The sequence below is a fragment of the Streptomyces sp. NPDC031132 genome (assembly GCF_055570595.1).
This window is the reverse complement of sequence record NZ_JBVIGX010000020.1, coordinates 17,167-34,060: the sequence shown is the minus strand read 5'-3', so window position 1 is coordinate 34,060 and position 16,894 is coordinate 17,167. Positions and strand designations below refer to the sequence as shown.

Annotated in this window: 15 protein-coding genes; 6 read left to right on the top strand and 9 right to left on the bottom strand. The window is 71.9% G+C overall.

All coding sequences use genetic code 11. From position 1 onward, the window contains the following. Positions 1-116: 116 nt before the first annotated feature. Positions 117-1,232: an MBL fold metallo-hydrolase gene (locus tag ACZ49B_RS25905; RefSeq protein ID WP_468310250.1), complete on the top strand. Its 1,116-nt coding sequence runs from the start codon at positions 117-119 to the stop codon at positions 1,230-1,232. Between the two features lie 40 nt (positions 1,233-1,272). Here ACZ49B_RS25905 and ACZ49B_RS25900 read toward each other — a convergent pair whose 3' ends face one another. From ACZ49B_RS25900 to ACZ49B_RS25890, 3 genes are all read right to left on the bottom strand, one after another. After that, positions 1,273-2,313: a trypsin-like serine peptidase gene (locus ACZ49B_RS25900; protein WP_468310248.1), complete on the bottom strand. Its 1,041-nt coding sequence runs from the start codon at positions 2,311-2,313 to the stop codon at positions 1,273-1,275. Between the two features lie 387 nt (positions 2,314-2,700). Further along, positions 2,701-4,773, bottom strand: a complete 2,073-nt coding sequence (locus ACZ49B_RS25895) for a dynamin family protein (RefSeq protein ID WP_468310247.1) — start codon at positions 4,771-4,773, stop codon at positions 2,701-2,703. Then, entirely contained in the window at positions 4,773-6,578 is a 1,806-nt protein-coding gene (locus ACZ49B_RS25890; protein WP_468310244.1) for a dynamin family protein, read from the bottom strand. Before ACZ49B_RS25890 ends, ACZ49B_RS25895 begins: the two co-directional genes overlap by 1 nt. Before the next feature lie 330 nt (positions 6,579-6,908). Here ACZ49B_RS25890 and ACZ49B_RS25885 point away from each other — a divergent pair, with 330 nt between their 5' ends. After that, positions 6,909-7,850, top strand: coding sequence for an alpha/beta hydrolase family protein (locus ACZ49B_RS25885; protein ID WP_468310242.1), 942 nt, complete (start codon positions 6,909-6,911; stop codon positions 7,848-7,850). A 119-nt stretch (positions 7,851-7,969) separates the two neighbouring features. Here ACZ49B_RS25885 and ACZ49B_RS25880 read toward each other — a convergent pair whose 3' ends face one another. Together ACZ49B_RS25880 and ACZ49B_RS25875 are read right to left on the bottom strand one after the other, a co-directional pair. After that, positions 7,970-8,566 carry a hypothetical protein gene (locus ACZ49B_RS25880; protein ID WP_468310240.1) on the bottom strand — a complete coding sequence of 199 codons (597 nt, stop codon included), beginning with the start codon at positions 8,564-8,566 and terminating at the stop codon, positions 7,970-7,972. Between the two features lie 147 nt (positions 8,567-8,713). After that, complete coding sequence (locus ACZ49B_RS25875) at positions 8,714-10,240, bottom strand: adenosine deaminase family protein (protein WP_468310238.1); 1,527 nt, start codon at positions 10,238-10,240, stop codon at positions 8,714-8,716. A gap of 383 nt (positions 10,241-10,623) precedes the next feature. Here ACZ49B_RS25875 and ACZ49B_RS25870 point away from each other — a divergent pair, with 383 nt between their 5' ends. Next, positions 10,624-11,178 carry a superoxide dismutase family protein gene (locus ACZ49B_RS25870; protein WP_468310235.1) on the top strand — a complete coding sequence of 185 codons (555 nt, stop codon included), beginning with the start codon at positions 10,624-10,626 and terminating at the stop codon, positions 11,176-11,178. A gap of 9 nt (positions 11,179-11,187) precedes the next feature. Here ACZ49B_RS25870 and ACZ49B_RS25865 read toward each other — a convergent pair whose 3' ends face one another. The 3 genes from ACZ49B_RS25865 to ACZ49B_RS25855 all read right to left on the bottom strand — a co-directional run bounded on the left by ACZ49B_RS25865 (position 11,188) and on the right by ACZ49B_RS25855 (position 13,368). Continuing rightward, a complete protein-coding gene (locus tag ACZ49B_RS25865) occupies positions 11,188-12,381 on the bottom strand; it encodes a M20 metallopeptidase family protein (protein ID WP_468310232.1) in 1,194 nt (397 codons plus the stop codon). Continuing rightward, positions 12,381-12,581, bottom strand: coding sequence for a DUF5988 family protein (locus ACZ49B_RS25860; protein WP_468310230.1), 201 nt, complete (start codon positions 12,579-12,581; stop codon positions 12,381-12,383). Before ACZ49B_RS25860 ends, ACZ49B_RS25865 begins: the two co-directional genes overlap by 1 nt. A 76-nt stretch (positions 12,582-12,657) precedes the next feature. Then, entirely contained in the window at positions 12,658-13,368 is a 711-nt protein-coding gene (locus ACZ49B_RS25855; protein ID WP_468310227.1) for a TetR/AcrR family transcriptional regulator, read from the bottom strand. 157 nt (positions 13,369-13,525) lie between these two features. Between ACZ49B_RS25855 and ACZ49B_RS25850 the strand changes: the two genes are divergently transcribed. Both ACZ49B_RS25850 and ACZ49B_RS25845 read left to right on the top strand, forming a co-directional pair. Then, positions 13,526-14,770 carry a saccharopine dehydrogenase family protein gene (locus tag ACZ49B_RS25850; RefSeq protein WP_468310224.1) on the top strand — a complete coding sequence of 415 codons (1,245 nt, stop codon included), beginning with the start codon at positions 13,526-13,528 and terminating at the stop codon, positions 14,768-14,770. A 74-nt stretch (positions 14,771-14,844) separates the two neighbouring features. After that, complete coding sequence (locus tag ACZ49B_RS25845; protein ID WP_468310222.1) at positions 14,845-15,312, top strand: ribosomal maturation YjgA family protein; 468 nt, start codon at positions 14,845-14,847, stop codon at positions 15,310-15,312. 22 nt (positions 15,313-15,334) lie between these two features. Here the strand turns inward: ACZ49B_RS25845 and sigJ are convergent, their stop codons facing one another. Then, positions 15,335-16,297, bottom strand: a complete 963-nt coding sequence (sigJ, locus tag ACZ49B_RS25840) for an RNA polymerase sigma factor SigJ (RefSeq protein ID WP_468310221.1) — start codon at positions 16,295-16,297, stop codon at positions 15,335-15,337. A 179-nt stretch (positions 16,298-16,476) separates the two neighbouring features. On the opposite strand from sigJ, the gene ACZ49B_RS25835 reads away from it, so the two are divergent. After that, on the top strand, positions 16,477-16,884 hold the full coding sequence (locus ACZ49B_RS25835) for a hypothetical protein (protein ID WP_468310218.1): 408 nt from the start codon (positions 16,477-16,479) through the stop codon (positions 16,882-16,884). Positions 16,885-16,894 lie beyond the last annotated feature (10 nt).

Sequence of the window (16,894 nt, the reverse complement as noted above, 5' to 3'; positions counted from 1 at the left end):
TCGGTTGGTGCGGCGTACGCTCGTCGACAGGGGACTCGTGGCCGGCATCGTCGAGGTGGACGGCAGGGCTCACCGGGGGCGAGTCGACCAGAACCCGGAGGACCGCGGGAGGATCCATGACCGTGACCGCGCTCGGTGACCGGATCGAGATCGACGAAAGGACCGTGCTGGTCCTCGGGCAGGCACTGGATGTCGAGCACGGCCAGCCGGACGTCGCCAACGCCCTCGTCCACCGGGCCGGCGACACCCTGGTACTCGTCGACACCGGCGTCACGCCGGCCTTCCGCGCGGCTCTGCGCGAGTCGATGGACCGGGTCGGGCCATGGTCCCGGGCGCTGGTGCTGACCACGCACGGCCACCCTGACCACGTCGGCAACAACGACCTGGCCGACGAGCTGGGTGTGCCGGTCGAGCACTACGTCCCCGCTCTCGACCTCGACCAGATGCGGGACCCGGCGTCGTACTGGGTGCGGTCCTTCGAGCGCATCGCCGGAGCGGCACCGTTGCCCGCGCCCGCGCTGGTCGCCGACGAGGTGGTTTCACTCTTCCACCCGATGCGGCCCTTCGGCGCTACGACCCGGACCTACGAAGAGCGCCCGCTGGAGCGGATCCGGGTCGGCTCGCTGCGATTCACCGGCTGGACCTTCGCCGACGGCGCGGTCCGTGTGCTGCGCAGCCAGGGCCATTGCGCCGGGCACGTGATCGTGCACCTGAGGGACTGCGGCCTCCTGCACCTGTCCGACGAGGGCAACGGACCCTGCGGTGCCATGGCCGACGCCGATCAGCTCAAGATCCAGAACACGCTCGGCGCCGTCGCTCGCCTCTTCGAGGAGGGAGGAGCCGCACTCCTCACCGACGGCCACACCTTCGCCGTGCGCCGTGGCGCTGAGGTGGTGCCGTACCTGGACGGACTGCTGGAGCAGGCCACCGCCCTGCAGGAGGCGGCCCTCGGTCTGACCAGGGAGAGCAGTCGGGTCCGGCCGAGCGCGTTCACCGCCCGGTACGCGGAGACCGTCGCTGACCTGGGGGTCGGCGGCGCCAACACGAACACGATGTTCACCGCCATGATGGCGGTCAACCAGCTCCACGAGCTCGGGCTACGGCCGGAGTCCGGCGGCGTCGACGCGCCTTGGTCCCGGCCCGCTCTCCAGAACCCCGCGCCGGACCCCCCGCGGCCTGCCCCGGCTGCCCGCGGCAGTCAGCCGACCAGCACGCTCAGGGGAGCGCGGTAGGGGGCGAAGGAGCCGGCCCCGACCACGCCGGCCGGGCCTCTCACGCCGCCGGGGCGGCTTTCGCCACCGAGGCGTACACCGCCCGGGCCTTGCCGCCCAGTCGCGGCCCGGCCAGCCAGGTGGACGAGGCCGGGCCGATGGAAGTGTTGCTCACGAGGGCGAGGGTGCCGTCGGGACGCTGGGCGAACCAGCCGCCGCCCGAGGCGCCGCCGGTCATCGTGCACCCGATCCGGTACAGCGACGGCCGGTCGCGGCGCAGGGACAGCCGTCCGGGGCGGTCCTGGCAGGTGAACATCCGCTGCCCGTCGAAGGGGACGGCGGCCGGGTAGCCCCAGGCCTTCATCGCCGGGATCGCGCGCGTGGGCGGCGCATCGAACCAGACCGGTACGGCCGCCCCGGTCGCCTCCTGGAGGGATGTGCGGGTGTCCTGCCGGGCCACGCGCAACACCGCGAAGTCACCGGACGCCCCGGCGCCACCGGTCGCGGCGCCCTCCGCGAGCCACTCCTCGGAGGTCCCGGCCCGGTCGGCCCACCACGTGCCCAGCGGAGCGACGTCGGCCGCCCCGGCCGCGCGGCGGGACGCGCCGGCGAGGCCCCGGTCGTTGTACGAGGGGACGAAGACGATGTTGCGGTGCCAGGTGCCGCCCGCGCCGCCGTGGACACAGTGGCCCGCCGTCCACACCAGGCTGGAGCGGCCGGGCCGGTCCGGGTCCTCGACGGCGGTGCCGGAGCAGACGCTCGGCCCGTCGGGCCCGTCGAAGAAGACCTTCCCCTGCGCGGGGGCGCTCGCGCGGTACGGAGTACGTCCGGCGGCGGCCCGCACGGGAGCCGGTTCGGGGTCGGTCTCCCCCAGGTCGGCACCCAGCCCGTCGGCCACGGGCGTGTCGTATCCGGCGGCTTCGGCCATGCGCTGCGGAGTCCAAAGGCCCGGGACCACGGGGTTGGTGAAGCCCGGAACGGCCCGCCGGAGCGTATCGACCGGCCCGGAGCAGGCGGTCGTCACGGTGAGCACGGCCAGGGCGATGAGCAGGACGGCCAGGACACCCGGGCGGGAAGCGACACCGGCACGCGTACGAAACATCGGAATCCCCTTGGTGGTTCGGTCGGCTCGGCCGCCCCGGCAGGTTCCGGGGCGAGGACACTGGGGACACGGATCTACTCCCGGCCGAGTTCTGGCCGTTCAGCTCCTGAGACACGACGGTGACATTTCCCGAACGGCCGGTACGGGCTGGTAGGGGTTCGTGAGGTCCTGGCTCCTGGGTACTGCCTCGAGGACGATGCCCGTGAACTGGACGTCCAGGCGCACTGCTAAACATGATCCACAGTCCGTTCGGCCGTGGAGGAGGCCTCGCGCAGGCTCGTGGCCGCGTTCGCGCGCTACGCCTCGCCCGACGCCCACCGGTTCGTACGGACCGATCCTGACCCCGCACCCGGAGACCCGCCCGGAGCCCCCTGACGGCGCCTCCGGCTATCCCTGATCGGGCTCCGCCTCGGAGACGAACGGCTGCAGGAAGGTCGCGATGTGCTGCTCCACATCGGTGATCCGCTGCTCGTACGCGTAGAGCTGATCCCGCATGCCCGCCTTGGCCTGCTCGTCCAGGCGGGACTCCTCGATGTTGCGCTGGACGATGCCGATGAGGTCCTGGAGCTGGATGTGGAGCGTTTCGCTGATCCCGCCCCACACGGCGCGCAGGTCGGCGGCGCGGCTGTCGGCGTACTGGCGGGCGGTCAGGCCTGCCGAGTCCTTCACGTGGTCGGAGAACTCCTCCGCCGCGCGCGACTGCAGCTTGCCGTTGGCGAAGATGACCGCCCCCGAGGCCAGCAACGGTCCGACGGCCGCGCCGATGGCCACCGCCACACCGACCGGTGGAAGGGCCAGGCTGATCAGACCGGCGGCTGCCGCAGCGGCCGTACCGCCGACCACCGCCGCGCCGCTGCCCGCGCCGATCGCCATGAGCGAGCTGGGACGGAACAGCAGCGGCACGTCGTCGTGGTGGCGGCGCCCGTCGCGCCCGTGGCCCTTCCCCGCCGCGATGGCCAGCGTGTAGAGCAGGTCGTTCTGGTCCCGGATGGACTGCGTGTTGCCGGTGAGTTCCGCGCGGAGCTTGTCGAGCAGGGTGGCGTGCGCTCTGATCAGCGGCTCGAGCTGGCGCACCAGATCGGCCTGCCGCTGCTCGATGAGCTGGTCGAGGTCCTGGGTGCAGAAGACCTGCATGCGTTCCTGGAGCCGGACGGTGTACGCGTCCATCAGCTCGTGCTGGGCTGCGACACGGCCTCCCTTGGTGAAGGACCGGACGGCTCGGCTCAGGCGTCCCGGGCCGCTCGTGACGTGCCAGTCGCCGATCTCGCGGCTGATGTCGATCAGGAACGCGCTGAACTTCAGCTGGAGTTCGTTCTCGATGTCGAGGATCTTGCCACCGACGATGTCGCGGATCGCGTCGGCGCTCGCGCGCAGCTGGTCCTGGGTGGACTGGCTGCGGTCGAGGAGCTCGCGCAGCTCCGCCGTCGACTTCATCAGGATCGCGCCCTCGTCGTGCAACCGCACCCGCAGGTTGACGGCGTTGTGGCGCAGGAACTCGGCGAGACGGACGAACTTCACGCGGGCCGCGTCGCGCATGCAGAAGACCTCGAGGGCGGACTCCAGCCGCCCGATCCCCGATGCCTTCAGGCCTTCCGCGTCGCCGTCGATCCGCGACCGCAGGGCCTGCAGGGCGCTGATGAAGAAGACGTTGGCGGCGGCCGTGGAACCGGATTCCCCGCTGAGCTCGGCGACCGCGTTGCGGCAGCGGCTCATCACCTCCGCCCGTTCCTCCTCCTCGATCCGGTCGAACTGGTTCACCACGAAGAAGATGTCGCGGTGCCCGAGCTTCCGGACCCGGGTGAGGTAGTTCTCGGTCTCGTGGAGCGTGAACGGCCGTCCCGCATCGGTGACGAACACGACGGCGTCCACCTCCTCCAGGTACCGGAGGGTCACCAGCTCGCGGTCGGAACTCTCGTTGATCCCGGCCGAGTCCACGATCTCGACGGACCTGCGCAGGAGCTCCAGCGGCTGCTCTACGACGGCCAGCGCGAACGAGGGGGTGCGGGGCGCCCCGTACGCGTCGATCTGGAGGGAGACCTCCCGCTTGAACTCCTCCGTCGTGACGGCCGTCTCGACGCCCTGCCGGTCCGCGTCCCGGTACAGCCAGGCCCGCTCGGTCTCGCCCCAGCGCAGGACGGTCGTGAAGGCGGTGGCCGGATTGGCCTTGGTCGGCAGCAGCCGCTTTCCCAGCAGGGCGTTGATCAGGGTGCTCTTGCCGCTGCTGAACTCGCCGAGCACCATGATGCGGAAGGTCTCGCGCTCGAAGACCGCCCCGTTGATGCCGAGGTCGAGTGCCGCGCCCGCTCCGCCGGAGGGGGCGATGACCGCCGCGGCCTCGCCGGCCACGTGCTGCAGGCGCTGGTAGTACGACCGCAGTGTTCCGATGTTGTCGCTCCAGCCGCGGAACTGCGCGGCCGGTGATTCCTGGCCGCCCGTTAACTGCCGGTTCTCGTGCGCCATCAGGTCCCTTCCAGGGGAGAGAGGTGGGCGTGCACGGAGCGGCTCAACGACCGCGCCGTGCTCTGCAGTGAACGCCAGTGGTCGAGGGACTCCGGCTGCGCGGCGACGGCCGTCGTGTGCAGCCGCCACCACTGCTCGTCGCGGTCCCGCGCCTGGTTCAGCAGGCGGTCGTACACCTGCCCGATGCGTGCCTCGGTCCGCGCCACCTGCTCCGTGAACGCCGCTTCGACGATCCGTTCCAGGTCGTCGATGGCGCGTTCACGGCGCTCGGCCTGGCCGTGTTCGAGCGCCTCCGTGACGAGCGCCGTACCGGCCGCTCCCGCGATCTGCGCCACGACCTCGGTGGAGACGGGGGTCAAGACGCTCTCGATGGCGGTGCCGACGAACTCCGGCAGCCAGGAGGCGTCCCAGCCGGTGGCGTTCTGCGACTCCGCGGCGGCCGCCGCGTCGGCAACACCGGGTAGTGCCGCGGCCGGCACGACCCGCCCGGCACTGGGGGCGGCCAGCCCCTGGAACAGTTCCTCGCCGGGCCTGTTGCGGAGCAGGATGCCGCGCAGGCGGCGGGTGTCCTCTTCGAGCACCCGGTCGACGGTCCCGGTGATCCACGCCTCGAACTGCTGCAGGGCCTCGGCGGTGTACGGGATCGCATGGAGGCGGATGAAGTGCTGTTCCTCCGGCGTCTCCAGCATCCGGGAGAAGCGCGCGGCGAGTTCGCGCGCGGCGGCGGCCCGGCGCCGGCGCGCCTCGGCGGCGATCGTCTGGACGAGCGAGGCGCGCCACTCCCCCGCATCGGCGCTGAGCACGATCCAGTGGAAGCGGGCGCTCTCGTGGGCCGTGTGCCAGATCTGTGCGGCCCGCGTTCTGACGGGGTCGGTACGGTGCACGTCCGTGAGCGCCCGCGCGGCGGCCTCCTCGACCAGGCCGCAGGTGGCGGCGAGGAGGTTCAGCCTGCGGATGGTCCGCAGCGCGCGGCGCAGCCGGATGCCGGCCAGCTGGCCCAGGGCCGCACGGAGCGGGGCGATGCCGTCGGGGTCCCCGGCCCCCTGTGCCGTGCCGGGCGCGGGGACCGGTCCGGACAGCACGAGGGCCTCGGGAGCCAGCACTGCGACGAGGTGGTTGACGCGTCGCAGGATGTCGGCCGCCTCGTCCTCGACCTCGGCGAGCTTGGTGACGACGACGGCGAGCGGAGGGCTGTGCGGTGCGGCGGCGAGCGCCTTGATCCGGGCCTGTTCGGTGGCGAGCATCGCGCGGCGCGCCTCGGTGACGACGACCACCACGTCGCAGTCGCCGACGATCCTGGCGAGGGCGGCGGTGTCGGGCTGCCGCACTCCGGACCAGCCCTCCCAGCCGGGCGTGTCGACGAGTTCCACTCCGGCACGGGCGGGCCAGGACGCGGAGGGCACCTCGACGCGTACGGTACGCAGTCCGGCCGGGCCGGGGTCCTCGGGAGCGACCGCCGCGGGAGGCCGGGGAGCCCCGGATCCGGCCAACCCGGCGGGCTCGGCGGACTCCGCGGACTCCGCGGACTCCGCGGTGAACGGGCGTACGACGACGGGCGGCCCGTCCGTCGGGTGCACGGACACCGGCAGGCAGGCCGTGCCGATCAGCTCGTTCACGAGGCGGGACTTGCCGACGTTGCTGCCGCCGATGACGCAGATCCGGGCGCGCGGGGACTGGGCCCGGCGGGCCGTGCGGCGGATCAGCGAGGCCGCGGAGTCCGCTCCGGCCCGGTCCGCGAGCAGGGCGACCTGCTCGGCGAGTTCACCCTGCAGCAGCTCCCGTTCGTGCTCCCCCGTACCGACCACAGCGCCGCCACCCCACCCCGTCAGGACCTCCCCGGCGCGACCATGATGCCAACGGATGCCGCCGTGCGCCGCCGGTTCGGCGGGAAGGGCACCGTGGTGGTCGCTCCGGCCGGCGCCACGTGTCGTTGCGCTCGGACCCGGCTGCGCCTTTCGCGCGCCCTGCCCGACCTTGCAAAGCGGAACAACGCTCCGTATCGTTGGCGGAGCAAGGTTCCGGTTCGGCCGGGAGGGCAGACCGGAGGGCCGGCGGACACGCCGTCCACTTCCCTCACGCCCCGCCGCCGGTCCACCGGACCAACAGTGCGAAGAACCCTGAACGGAAGGATCCCCATGCCCGACTCGAACACCACCAGCGCGCAGAAGCCCGCGCATGCGCCCACCACGGTGGTGTCCGCGAAGCCGGTCGTCCTGCCCGCCCCGGACCGCGGCGAGGACCTCCAAGTCCGCGTGTCCGCCCCCGCGACGGGCGGCGATCTGCCCGTCATCGTCTTCTCGCACGGCTTCGGCTGGTCGATGAACGGCTACGCGCCGCTCGCCGACTACTGGGCCGCCCACGGCTTCGTCGTCATCCAGCCCACCCACCTCGACTCCCGTACGCTCGGCATCCCGCACGAGGACCCGCGTACGCCGCGGATCTGGCGCATCCGCATCGAGGACCTCACCCGCGTACTGGACGAACTCGACGTACTGGAAGCCGCCGCGCCAGGCCTCCTCGGACGGATCGACCGCAGCCGCATCGCTGTCGCCGGCCACTCCTGGGGAGCCCAGACGGCGAGCGCGCTGCTGGGAGCGCGCGTCCTCGACTCCGACGGTGTTCCCGGCGAGGACATGTCCGACCCCCGGGTCATGGCGGGTGTGCTGCTCGGCCTGACGGGACTGGGCGACGACCTGACCCCGTTCGCCGCCGAGAACCTCCCCTTCCTGAAGCCCTCCTTCGACACCATGACCCCGCCGGCCCTCATCGTCGCCGGGGACGCCGACCAGTCCATGCTGTCCACCCGCGGACCGGACTGGTTCACCGATCCCTACACCCACAGCCCGGGCGACAAGACCCTGCTCACGCTTTTCGGGGCAGAGCACTCGCTGGGCGGCATCGCCGGATACGAGGTCGCCGAGACGACGGACGAGAGCCCCGCCCGCGTCGCCCTGATCCAGCAGCTGACCACGGCTTTCCTCCGCAGTGCCCTCCACCCCGAGGACACCGGTTGGAAGACGGCGGTGGCCGCGCTGGAGAACGCCTCCGGCCCGCTGGGCACACTGCAGAGCAAGTAGCCGGCATCGTGGACCTGGCGAACCACCGTACGTACGACGTCGGCTCGGGCTGGGCCGGGCCGGGCCACGACCAACGCCCGGCCCTGGGCGATCAGGAAGCCGTTCACCGACAAGGAGGCTTACGCCCGACCAAGGCGCTCTTCGTTGCTCGCCCGCAGCCGATCGAAGGACCACGTACCCAGACCCACGGCTACGGCCACTCCGGCCGCGTAGAGCGGCAACCACAGGGTCGTCGTGGAGGACAGGCAGTCGGCAAAGGCGACATGACCCTGGACGTCCTGTGCGTGAGCCAAGGCGGCAGGGTCGCGACCGGCCAGGTCCCCCAGCGCCGCTTCCGTCCGGATCCTCTCGTAGGTACGCAGTGCGGGACACCTGTCGCGAGTGCCCGGCATGGGGAACAGCCAAGGCCAGCGCTGCAGCACGGGCGCCACTGTGATCGCCACACACAGGCCGACGACCAGCGAGTACGCCGTCAGATTCCCCATGTAGGCAGTGCGGAGACCGGGCGTCCACGTCGGCAGTCGGTACAGGCAGAAGAGCACCGCGAGAAGCGTCACCCCGATGTACGTGGCGAACCACTGCCAGGAGCCTTGCGCGAGCACAGCCGTGAGCACGGCGCCGAGTGCGATGCCGATGACTCCCGGCTGGCCGACAGCACTGCGACCCGCGCTGGTGGATGCCGAGCTCCGGGCTTCTTGAGGGCTGGGATCGTCCACGGTCTCTCCTGCTCGGTTCGGTCATCAGCATCCCGGAGCATCGCGCCCTCGGACTGCCGCCATGCCGCACAGCCCGAAAGCCTGGCCCGATCGGCGGGCCGTCCACCACTGCCGGGCCGGGAACTCACGCATCGTCAAAGTGCGTGCTCAGTGGGAGTCGGGGCGGGTGGCACGGGCTTGGGCGGTCTCGAAGTGGTGGAAGGCCGCCTCTTGGCGCCACTCGACCTGTGCCTTCGGGCTGGCGGCCAGGAAGCCGGCGCACCGCACACGCGGGTGCTCGGCGCCTTGGCGCTCACCGGCACACGGCCCGCCGGGCCGGTAGCCGGTGCGGACGTCACGGTTCCACAGGCCGCGGCCGGGCAGGAACGAGTGCTCCAGGGAGGCCCGGGCCAGGTCCCGCAGCTCCGGGTAGCCGAGCCCGTACATCTCGGCGGCCCGTCGGTATTCGTCGGTGATCTCGATCCGGGACACGCCCGGGTCGTCGGTGGCGAGGACGACCGGCACGCCGTGGCGGCGGTAGGTGGCGAAGGGGTGTGCGTCACCGGAGACCCGCAGGATCTGCTCGTTGCTGTGGAAGGGGACCTCGACCGCGATCCGCCGTTCGGCCATGTAGCGCATGAGGGATTCCCAGCGGTCCTCGTGCAGGACGGACACGCCGTGCCCGATCCGCTCGGCGCGGCCGGTCCGGGCGGCGTCCCTGATGTGGAAGGTGAGGTCCTCCGGCTTGACCAGGCCGGGCACCAGTTCGCCCGCGTGCAGGGTGATGTGCGCCTTCGGGTACCGGGTCTTGAGATAGTTCAGCATCCGCATGTGCAGGCGGTAGTCGCGCAGGGCGACCTCGCCGTCCTCCGGCTGCACCAGGTTGACGGCGACGAACCGCGGGTCGCGCTCGGCCAGCCGCATGCCGAGAGCCATTTGGGTGAACACCCGCTCCGGCGTGCCGAGGCGGGTGCCTTGGGAGATCCAGCGGTACGGAAGGGAGCACGCCGCATCGGGACGCGGGGTGTCGCAGTGCGCGGCGGTGCGGAACTCGGTGTCGGTGGCGTCGGCTTCGGCGCGCGCCTGCCGGACGACCGCGTCCAGGCCCCCGTCGGCGAGGAGCTCCTCGTGCATGCGGTCGAGGTCGGCGTCGTAGCCGACCCGGTCGGCGAGGTCATGGGCCGGTCCGGAGGCCGGGGAGATCATGCTCTCCAGGTAGAACTGGCTCTGCCGGGCGGCCGTGTTGGCGACCTCCGCGAGCATCCGGCCGGGGTGCCGCCGCGTCGCCTCGATGAACTTGTCGAAGGTCGCGAAGAAGTGGTCGTGGCCGTTCCCGTCGGCCGGGAAGTCCTGCATCGACCAGGCCCGGATGACCTGCCGGCGAAATGCCGCGTCGGAGACGGCGTCGACGGCGGACCGCGTCCCCGGCCCGCACGGCGGGGGCACCGCGGTGGTGGTGTCGGTGGTGATGCACAGGCCGTCCCCGGCGGCGAGTTCGATCAGGAACTCGGTGGTGACCGCACCGGGCAGGTGGTTGTGCAGGTCACCGCCCTTGGGGAGGTCGGCGAAGAAGTCCCCCTGCCGGGCCGAGGCGGGGGCCCCTGGTGCGACGGGGGCGACGGGGGCGACGTACGCAGAAGCTGGTGCGATCAGGGCGAAGGCGGAGAGCACGGCAATCAAGTGGGATGGGATCACGGGCACATGGTGGTGAAGCGGGCCGCCGTTCGGCGGCGTGCCGGGCCGGACGGGGTCCGGTGTCACTCGGGAGGCCCCCGCAGAGGATCGTTCCTCCCCGCAGGGAGGTTCTCGACGCCTCGAGTCCGCCAGGTGCCGCGGAAGCCACCCTCGCCGCACAGCCGGGTCAAGGGGCTGATCAGGCAAAAGCTGGCCGACACCCCGGAGGCGCCCTGCGCAAGGCTCCGAGGTGCGCGAACATGGTTCTAGGAAGCGCTGGCCGACACATCCGGACGATCTCGAGATCCGGGCCGTGTAGCGCTTGATGATCCGGCACGCACATGGCTGGACCGCGGGCGACGGGGGGAGCCCCAGCGAGAACCCGTGGTGAAGAGGAGCAGAAGATGTCCTTGCTCGTTTCAGCGCTCACGGCCTCCCTGGCTGTCGTCCTGCCCCTGGGCGTGGTCGCCGGCCAGGACGTGACGGTGGAGGAGACGTTCCGGGCAGCCGACGGCCGGCCCGCACAGCAGGCGGTCACCTTCGACGCCAAAGCGGTACCGGCCGGCAGCAAGGTCACTGTCACCGAGCGGGTCGAGGGCGACGGCACCCACGTGGAGCTGCGGCTCCACGGCGTGACGGCGAACCGGACGTTCGGCGCCCACGTACACCAGAAGCCCTGTGGCAGCAAGCCCAACGACTCCGGGCCGCACTACCAGAACAAAGTGGACCCCAAGCAGCCCTCGACGAACCCCGCGTACGCCAATCCCCACAACGAGACGTGGCTCGACATCACCACCGACGGCCACGGCGACGGCGCCTCGGCGTCCACCACGACCTGGCGATACCGCGGCGGTGAGGCCCGCTCCGTGGTGATCCACGAGCACGCCACCCACAAGGACCCCGGCACGGCGGGCACGGCCGGGGCGCGGCTCGCCTGCATCAACGTGCCGTTCGAGTAGCACACGGGGTCAGCCCGCGAGGTACCGCAGCGCCACGGCCGTATGGAGGGCCATACCGGTGGCCATGGCGTTCTCGTCGAACACGACGCGGTTGGAGTGGCAGTCCGGGGCACCGTCGGCCGGGATCGACGGTGGCCGGGCTCCGAGCAGGGCCATGGCCCCCGGGACGCGTTCGAGGACGTAGGAGAAGTCTTCGGACGCCATGACCGGGTCGGGCAAGTGCCGTACCGGGCCGGTGCCGAGGAGGTCGGTTGCGGCCTCGCGGACCGTGGTGGTGAAGGCCGGATCGTTGTGCACGGGAGGGTAGCCCCCGGCCGGGCCGATGGCGGCTTCGGCGCCGTGCGCAGCGGCCACGTGACGGGCCACCCTCTCGATCACGGCGCGCATGCGCTGACCGGACCCGGACGTCAACGTGCGGCAGGTTCCCTGCAGTTCCGCGGTCTCGGGGATGATGTTGGTGGTCGTGCCGGCCTCGATCCGGGTGATGGTGACCACCACCGGGTCGAAGACGTTGACCGTACGCGTCACGGCGCTCTGCAGGGCCTGGACGATTTCGCATGCGACGGGGACCGGGTCGAGCGCGAGGTGCGGCGCGGAGGCGTGCCCGCCGCGGCCTCGTACGGTGATCTGGATCAGGTCGGATGCGGCGAACATCGGGCCCGGCCGGAGGTGCACGGTGCCGGTCTCGAAGCGGGTCATGACGTGCAGCGCGAACGCCGCGTCCACGCCGCGGCCGTCCGGGGTCGCCAGGACCCCTTCCTCGATCATGTACGGGGCGCCGCCGCCGCGTTCCTCGGCGGGCTGGAACATGAACACCACGCGCCCGCGGATCTGCCCGCGACGGGCGCAGAGCAGGCGGGCGGCGCCGATGAGCATGGCGGTGTGCAGGTCGTGGCCGCAGGCGTGCATGGCGCTCGGGATCCGGGAGGCGTAGTCCAGGCCGGTGTCCTCCTGTTGGGGCAGGGCGTCCATGTCGGCGCGCAGCAGAATGGTCCGGCCGGGCTGCGCCCCGTCCAGGGTGGCGACCACCGAACTGAGCCGCTCCCCCGCGGTGATGCGCAGGGGCAGGCCGGCCAGTGCCTCGAGGACGGTCTGTTGGGTGAGCGGCAGGTGCAGGCCGAGTTCCGGATCCCGGTGGAGGGCACGTCGCGCGTCGATGATGCCGGGCAGCAGCCGGTGCGCCTCGTCGAGCAGGGCGTCCACTACTCGGCGACTTCCGTGCGCTCCCACCACTCGTAGACGGGAAGCCGGCCTTCCGTGCCGTCCTGGAACCGCGACGTGGCTTTGAAGTGTTCGTATCCGCCACGATGCGCAATCTTCAGGTCTTCGCCCGGCGCCGTGACCGGTACGACCCGCTCCGGCAGATCGTCCGGCCCGCCCTCGAGTACCGCCTTTGTCGTCATGGGTCCAGTCTCACCAGCGGCCAAACCCCGCGCACCTCGACGCGCCGCCCCGCCCGCGGCGTCGGGCCCTGTCGGGTCAGCGGGTCCGTAGGGCCTGGAGCCTGGCCTCTGCGCTTGCGAGCAGCATGTCCAGGGCGACCGGGTAGGCGCTGTGGTTCATCCGGGCGGCGAGCAGCCGCCGGGTGGCCGCGATGTGCGGATACTGCTCGGCCGGCAGCTGGGCGTACGTGGACTCCCACTGCTGTTCGTCGGAGGTCCGGGAGGTCTCGGCCAGGGCGAGCGCGCCGGCGTCGAGGGCGGCGAAGGCCAAGCTCTGGTCGATGAAGGCGTGGTAGATCAGGACCGCCTCCGGGTCGGGGAAGCCGGCGGTGCGCAGGATGCCGAGGACGGCCTCGTCGGCGGCGATCTCGCGGGGCCGGCCGGTCACGCGGCCGGCGGTCAGTACGGCGGCCTGCGGGTGCGCGAGGTAGGCGCTGTGGATGCGGAGGCCGAGTTCGCGCAGGTCACGGCGCCACTCCCCGGTGGCCGCCCAGCCGTCGAGGGCCCGGCCGATCAGCTCCTCCCCGATGGCGAGGGTGAGGCCGTCCATGCCGTCGAAGTACCGGTAGAGGGTGCTGGGGTCCGCGCCGAGGGCGGCGCCGAGCCGGCGGGCGGACAGCCCGGCGCTGCCGTGTTCGCGCAGCATGCGCAGGGCGGTGTCGACGATCAGCCGTTCGGACAGGACGGTGCCCTGCCGGGTGGGGCGCCGCCGCCTGCGGGCTTCCTCGGGGACCACCTGCTTCGCCATCGGGTGCCTTCCTGTGCCGCGGACGTACGGTCGCCGCCGGACCGGCGGCCGTGCGAGGGCCTTATGCCAACACCATTGACCTTATCTTGCCGACCCGGCTTTCATCCCTCCCATGAGGCGCGGACCTGCGCGGACCTCACCTAGAGAGGGTTTCGTCATGCGTGTTCTGCTCGTGGGCGCCGGTGGCGTCGGTACCGCGATCACCCGGATCGCGGCCCGCCGGGACTTCTTCGACCACTTCGTCGTCGCCGACTACGACCTCGCCCGCGCCGAGGCGGCCGTGGCCGCGGTCGACGCCGAGACCGGCGCCGCCGCCGGCGCCGGCCGGTTCAGCGCGCGCCGCATCGACGCCTCCGACGAGGCGGCGGTGGCCGCGCTCCTCGCCGAGGAGCGGTGCGACGTACTGCTGAACGCCACCGATCCGCGGTTCGTGATGCCGCTGTTCGAGGCGGCCCTCGCGGCGGACAGCCACTACGTGGACATGGCGATGTCACTGTCCCGGCCGCACCCCGGCCGGCCGTACGCGGAGTGCGGGGTCAAGCTCGGCGACGAGCAGTTCGCGCGGGCCGACGCGTGGGAGAAGTCGGGCCGACTGGCGCTGGTCGGCATGGGCGTGGAACCCGGACTGTCGGACGTCTTCGCCCGGTACGCGGCCGACGAGCTGTTCGACGAGATCGAGGAGATCGGCATCCGTGACGGGGCGAACCTGACCGTCGAGGGCTACGAGTTCGCCCCGTCGTTCAACATCTGGACGACGATCGAGGAGTGCCTGAACCCGCCGGTGGTCTACGAGCGGGACCGCGGCTGGTTCACCACCGAGCCGTTCAGCGAGCCGGAGGTGTTCGACTTCCCGGAGGGCATCGGCGCGGTCGAGTGCGTCAACGTCGAACACGAGGAGGTGCTGCTGGTCCCGCGCTGGGTGGGCGCCCGGCGGGTCACCTTCAAGTACGGACTCGGCGAGGACTTCATCGCCAAGCTGAAGACCCTGCACGCGCTCGGCCTGGACTCGACCGAGCCGGTCACGGTGCGCGGCGCGGACGGCGCCCCGGCGCGGGTCTCCCCGCGGGACGTGGTCGCCGCGTGCCTGCCCGACCCCGCCACTCTGGGCGAGCGGATGGCCGGCAAGACCTGCGCGGGCACCTGGGTGAAGGGCACCAAGGACGGCCGGCCGCGCGAGGTGTACCTGTACCACGTCGTGGACAACCAGTGGTCGATGCGCGAGTACGGTTCCCAGGCCGTGGTGTGGCAGACCGCGGTCAACCCGGTCGTGGCCCTCGAGCTCATGGCCGGCGGGGCGTGGGCAGAAGCCGGCGTGCTCGGCCCGGAAGCCCTTCCGCCGCGCCCGTTCCTGGACCTGCTGACCGCATACGGCTCCCCGTGGGGCGTCCGGGAGCAGGGCTGAGCGGGATCCCGCCTCCCGTTCCGCGAGGCGGGGCCGGCTCCGAGGCGGGTGGGAACGTCCGGCAGGATGGTCCCGTGCCTTCCGCGCCCGAAATCCGTGACCCTGCCGCCGCCGACCCCGTACGGACCCGACTCGCGGCGGCCGGAGCCGCGGTGGTGACCGTGGGCGCGGGGCTCGGGCTGAGGGCCGTGACGGCGGGGGACGTCGCCAAGTACGGCGGGGACGCGCTGTACACCGTCCTGCTCCTCACCCTCGTCGTTGTCCTGGCACCGCGGGTGACGCCCTTGCGGGCTGCGGCAGGCGCACTGGCCGCGAGCTGGGCGATCGAGTTCCTGCAGCTCAGCGAGGTCCCCGGGGAACTCTCCCGACGCAGCACCGTCGCCCGTCTCGTACTCGGCTCCACCTTCAATCCGCCCGACCTGTTCTGGTACGCGGTCGGCGCTGCGGCGGGCTTCACGCTCCACACGGTGCTGCGCTCCCTGCCGCGAGGCCGGGAGCGCCGCAGGCACCTGGCGGTACCGGACAGCACCGTGCGGCCATAGGCAGGTACCCCTGGAACCGAACCTACGCGTCGCGGGGGTCTCGGCTCCCGGTCCACGGTCGGAGTTTCTCCGGGTTGCGGACCGCCCAGATACGCGCGACGCGGTCGCCGGTGAGGTCGAACGCCGCCACGGTCACGGTGACGCCGGAGTGCTGGGCGACGAGGCCGGGCCGGCCGTTGACCGTCCGCTCCAGCAGCGTCAGCCCGGGGGCCTTGGCCGCGATGTGGATCAGGTACTCGGCGATGCGCTCGCTGCCCTCGACCGGACGCAGGACGGTGCCGACCTGTCCGCCGCCGTCGGCGATCATCGTCGCATCGGGGTCGAGGAGGTCGACGAGGGCCTCGATGTCCTTCGCCTCCCAAGCCTCTTTGAAATGCCGTACAAGAGCGGCCTGTTCACCGGTCGCGGCCGCCGGAGCCCGCTCGGCCCGAATGCGTCGTCGGGCCGAGGAGGCCAACTGCCGGCAGGCCGCGGGCGTCCGGCCGACGATCTCGGCGACTTCGGCGAAGGGGTACCGGAAGACGTCGTGCAGGATGAACGCCACGCGTTCGGCCGGCGTCATCGATTCCAGTACGACGAGGAAGGCCATGCTCACCGACTCGTCCAGGGTGACCCGGTCGGCCGGGTCCGCCGGCTCGGTCCTGCTCCCGCCCGCCGGACCGCTGTTCCACTCCGTACGGTCGGGCAGCGGCTCGGGTATCCACGCGCCGACGTACCGCTCGCGCCGCGCCCGGGCCGAGCCGAGCTGGTCCAGGCAGATCCGGGTGGCCACCGTCGTCAGCCAGGCGCCGGGCGACTCGACGGCCTCCTGCCGTTCGCGTGACATCGCGTACCAGCGGGTGTAGGTCTCCTGCACGGCGTCCTCGGCCTCGCTCAGCGAACCGAGCAGCCGGTAGGCGAGGTTGATCAGATGCCGCCGCTCGCCCACGAGCGCGCTCAGGCTCGGCTCGGACCGGTCGTGCCCCGACGCGGATGGGTTGTTCATGGCCTCGACCGCTCCCTGGTTCTTCGGTTCTTCTCGTCCGCTTCCGCTCTCGCCACTTCGACGAAACACCGCGCCGGATCGTGAGGTCGGGGCTTGGCCTCACATTTCGCGGGCCCACGTCGTCGGACCGGCGAGACACTACCGATCCATCGCCGCGAGGCAGAAGAGGGGACCGACTCATGGCCGCAACGACGACGGCGCACCACCGCAGGCTCACGTTCGTGCAGGTCGCGATCGCCCTGCAGACCTTGGCCATCTTCTTCCAGGCCGTCACCGCAGGACTGCTGCTGTCCTCGTCCCACGGCGAGGTACTGCACGGCGTGGGAGCGCGCGTGATGTACGGCGCGTCGATGGTGTACGTGCTCGCCGCGGTCCTGGCGTGGCGGCCGGGCGGCGGCTCGCCCCGCCCCATCCTGTACTCGTCGGGCTTCCTCGTCCTCGCTTCGGTGCAGGTGGTGTTGGGCATCGCACACAGAGCGTCGGTCCATGTGCCCCTGGGGGTCCTGATGTTCGGGCTGAGCTTGCTGGCGCTGGGCGGCCAGGTACACCTCGCACGCGGGACGGCGCTGCCGCGCGACGGTAGGTGAAAGGGAATTC

What these genes read in the sequence shown, in the direction of transcription:
- ACZ49B_RS25895 (WP_468310247.1), bottom strand. Translation starts at nt 4,773, where the DNA reads ATGGCGCACGAGAACCGGCAGTTAACGGGCGGCCAGGAATCACCGGCC.
- ACZ49B_RS25860 (WP_468310230.1), bottom strand. Translation starts at nt 12,581, where the DNA reads ATGACGACAAAGGCGGTACTCGAGGGCGGGCCGGACGATCTGCCGGAG.
- ACZ49B_RS25885 (WP_468310242.1), top strand. Translation starts at nt 6,909, where the DNA reads ATGCCCGACTCGAACACCACCAGCGCGCAGAAGCCCGCGCATGCGCCC.
- ACZ49B_RS25855 (WP_468310227.1), bottom strand. Translation starts at nt 13,368, where the DNA reads ATGGCGAAGCAGGTGGTCCCCGAGGAAGCCCGCAGGCGGCGGCGCCCC.
- ACZ49B_RS25900 (WP_468310248.1), bottom strand. Translation starts at nt 2,313, where the DNA reads ATGTTTCGTACGCGTGCCGGTGTCGCTTCCCGCCCGGGTGTCCTGGCC.
- ACZ49B_RS25870 (WP_468310235.1), top strand. Translation starts at nt 10,624, where the DNA reads ATGTCCTTGCTCGTTTCAGCGCTCACGGCCTCCCTGGCTGTCGTCCTG.
- ACZ49B_RS25850 (WP_468310224.1), top strand. Translation starts at nt 13,526, where the DNA reads ATGCGTGTTCTGCTCGTGGGCGCCGGTGGCGTCGGTACCGCGATCACC.
- ACZ49B_RS25835 (WP_468310218.1), top strand. Translation starts at nt 16,477, where the DNA reads ATGGCCGCAACGACGACGGCGCACCACCGCAGGCTCACGTTCGTGCAG.
- ACZ49B_RS25905 (WP_468310250.1), top strand. Translation starts at nt 117, where the DNA reads ATGACCGTGACCGCGCTCGGTGACCGGATCGAGATCGACGAAAGGACC.
- sigJ (WP_468310221.1), bottom strand. Translation starts at nt 16,297, where the DNA reads ATGAACAACCCATCCGCGTCGGGGCACGACCGGTCCGAGCCGAGCCTG.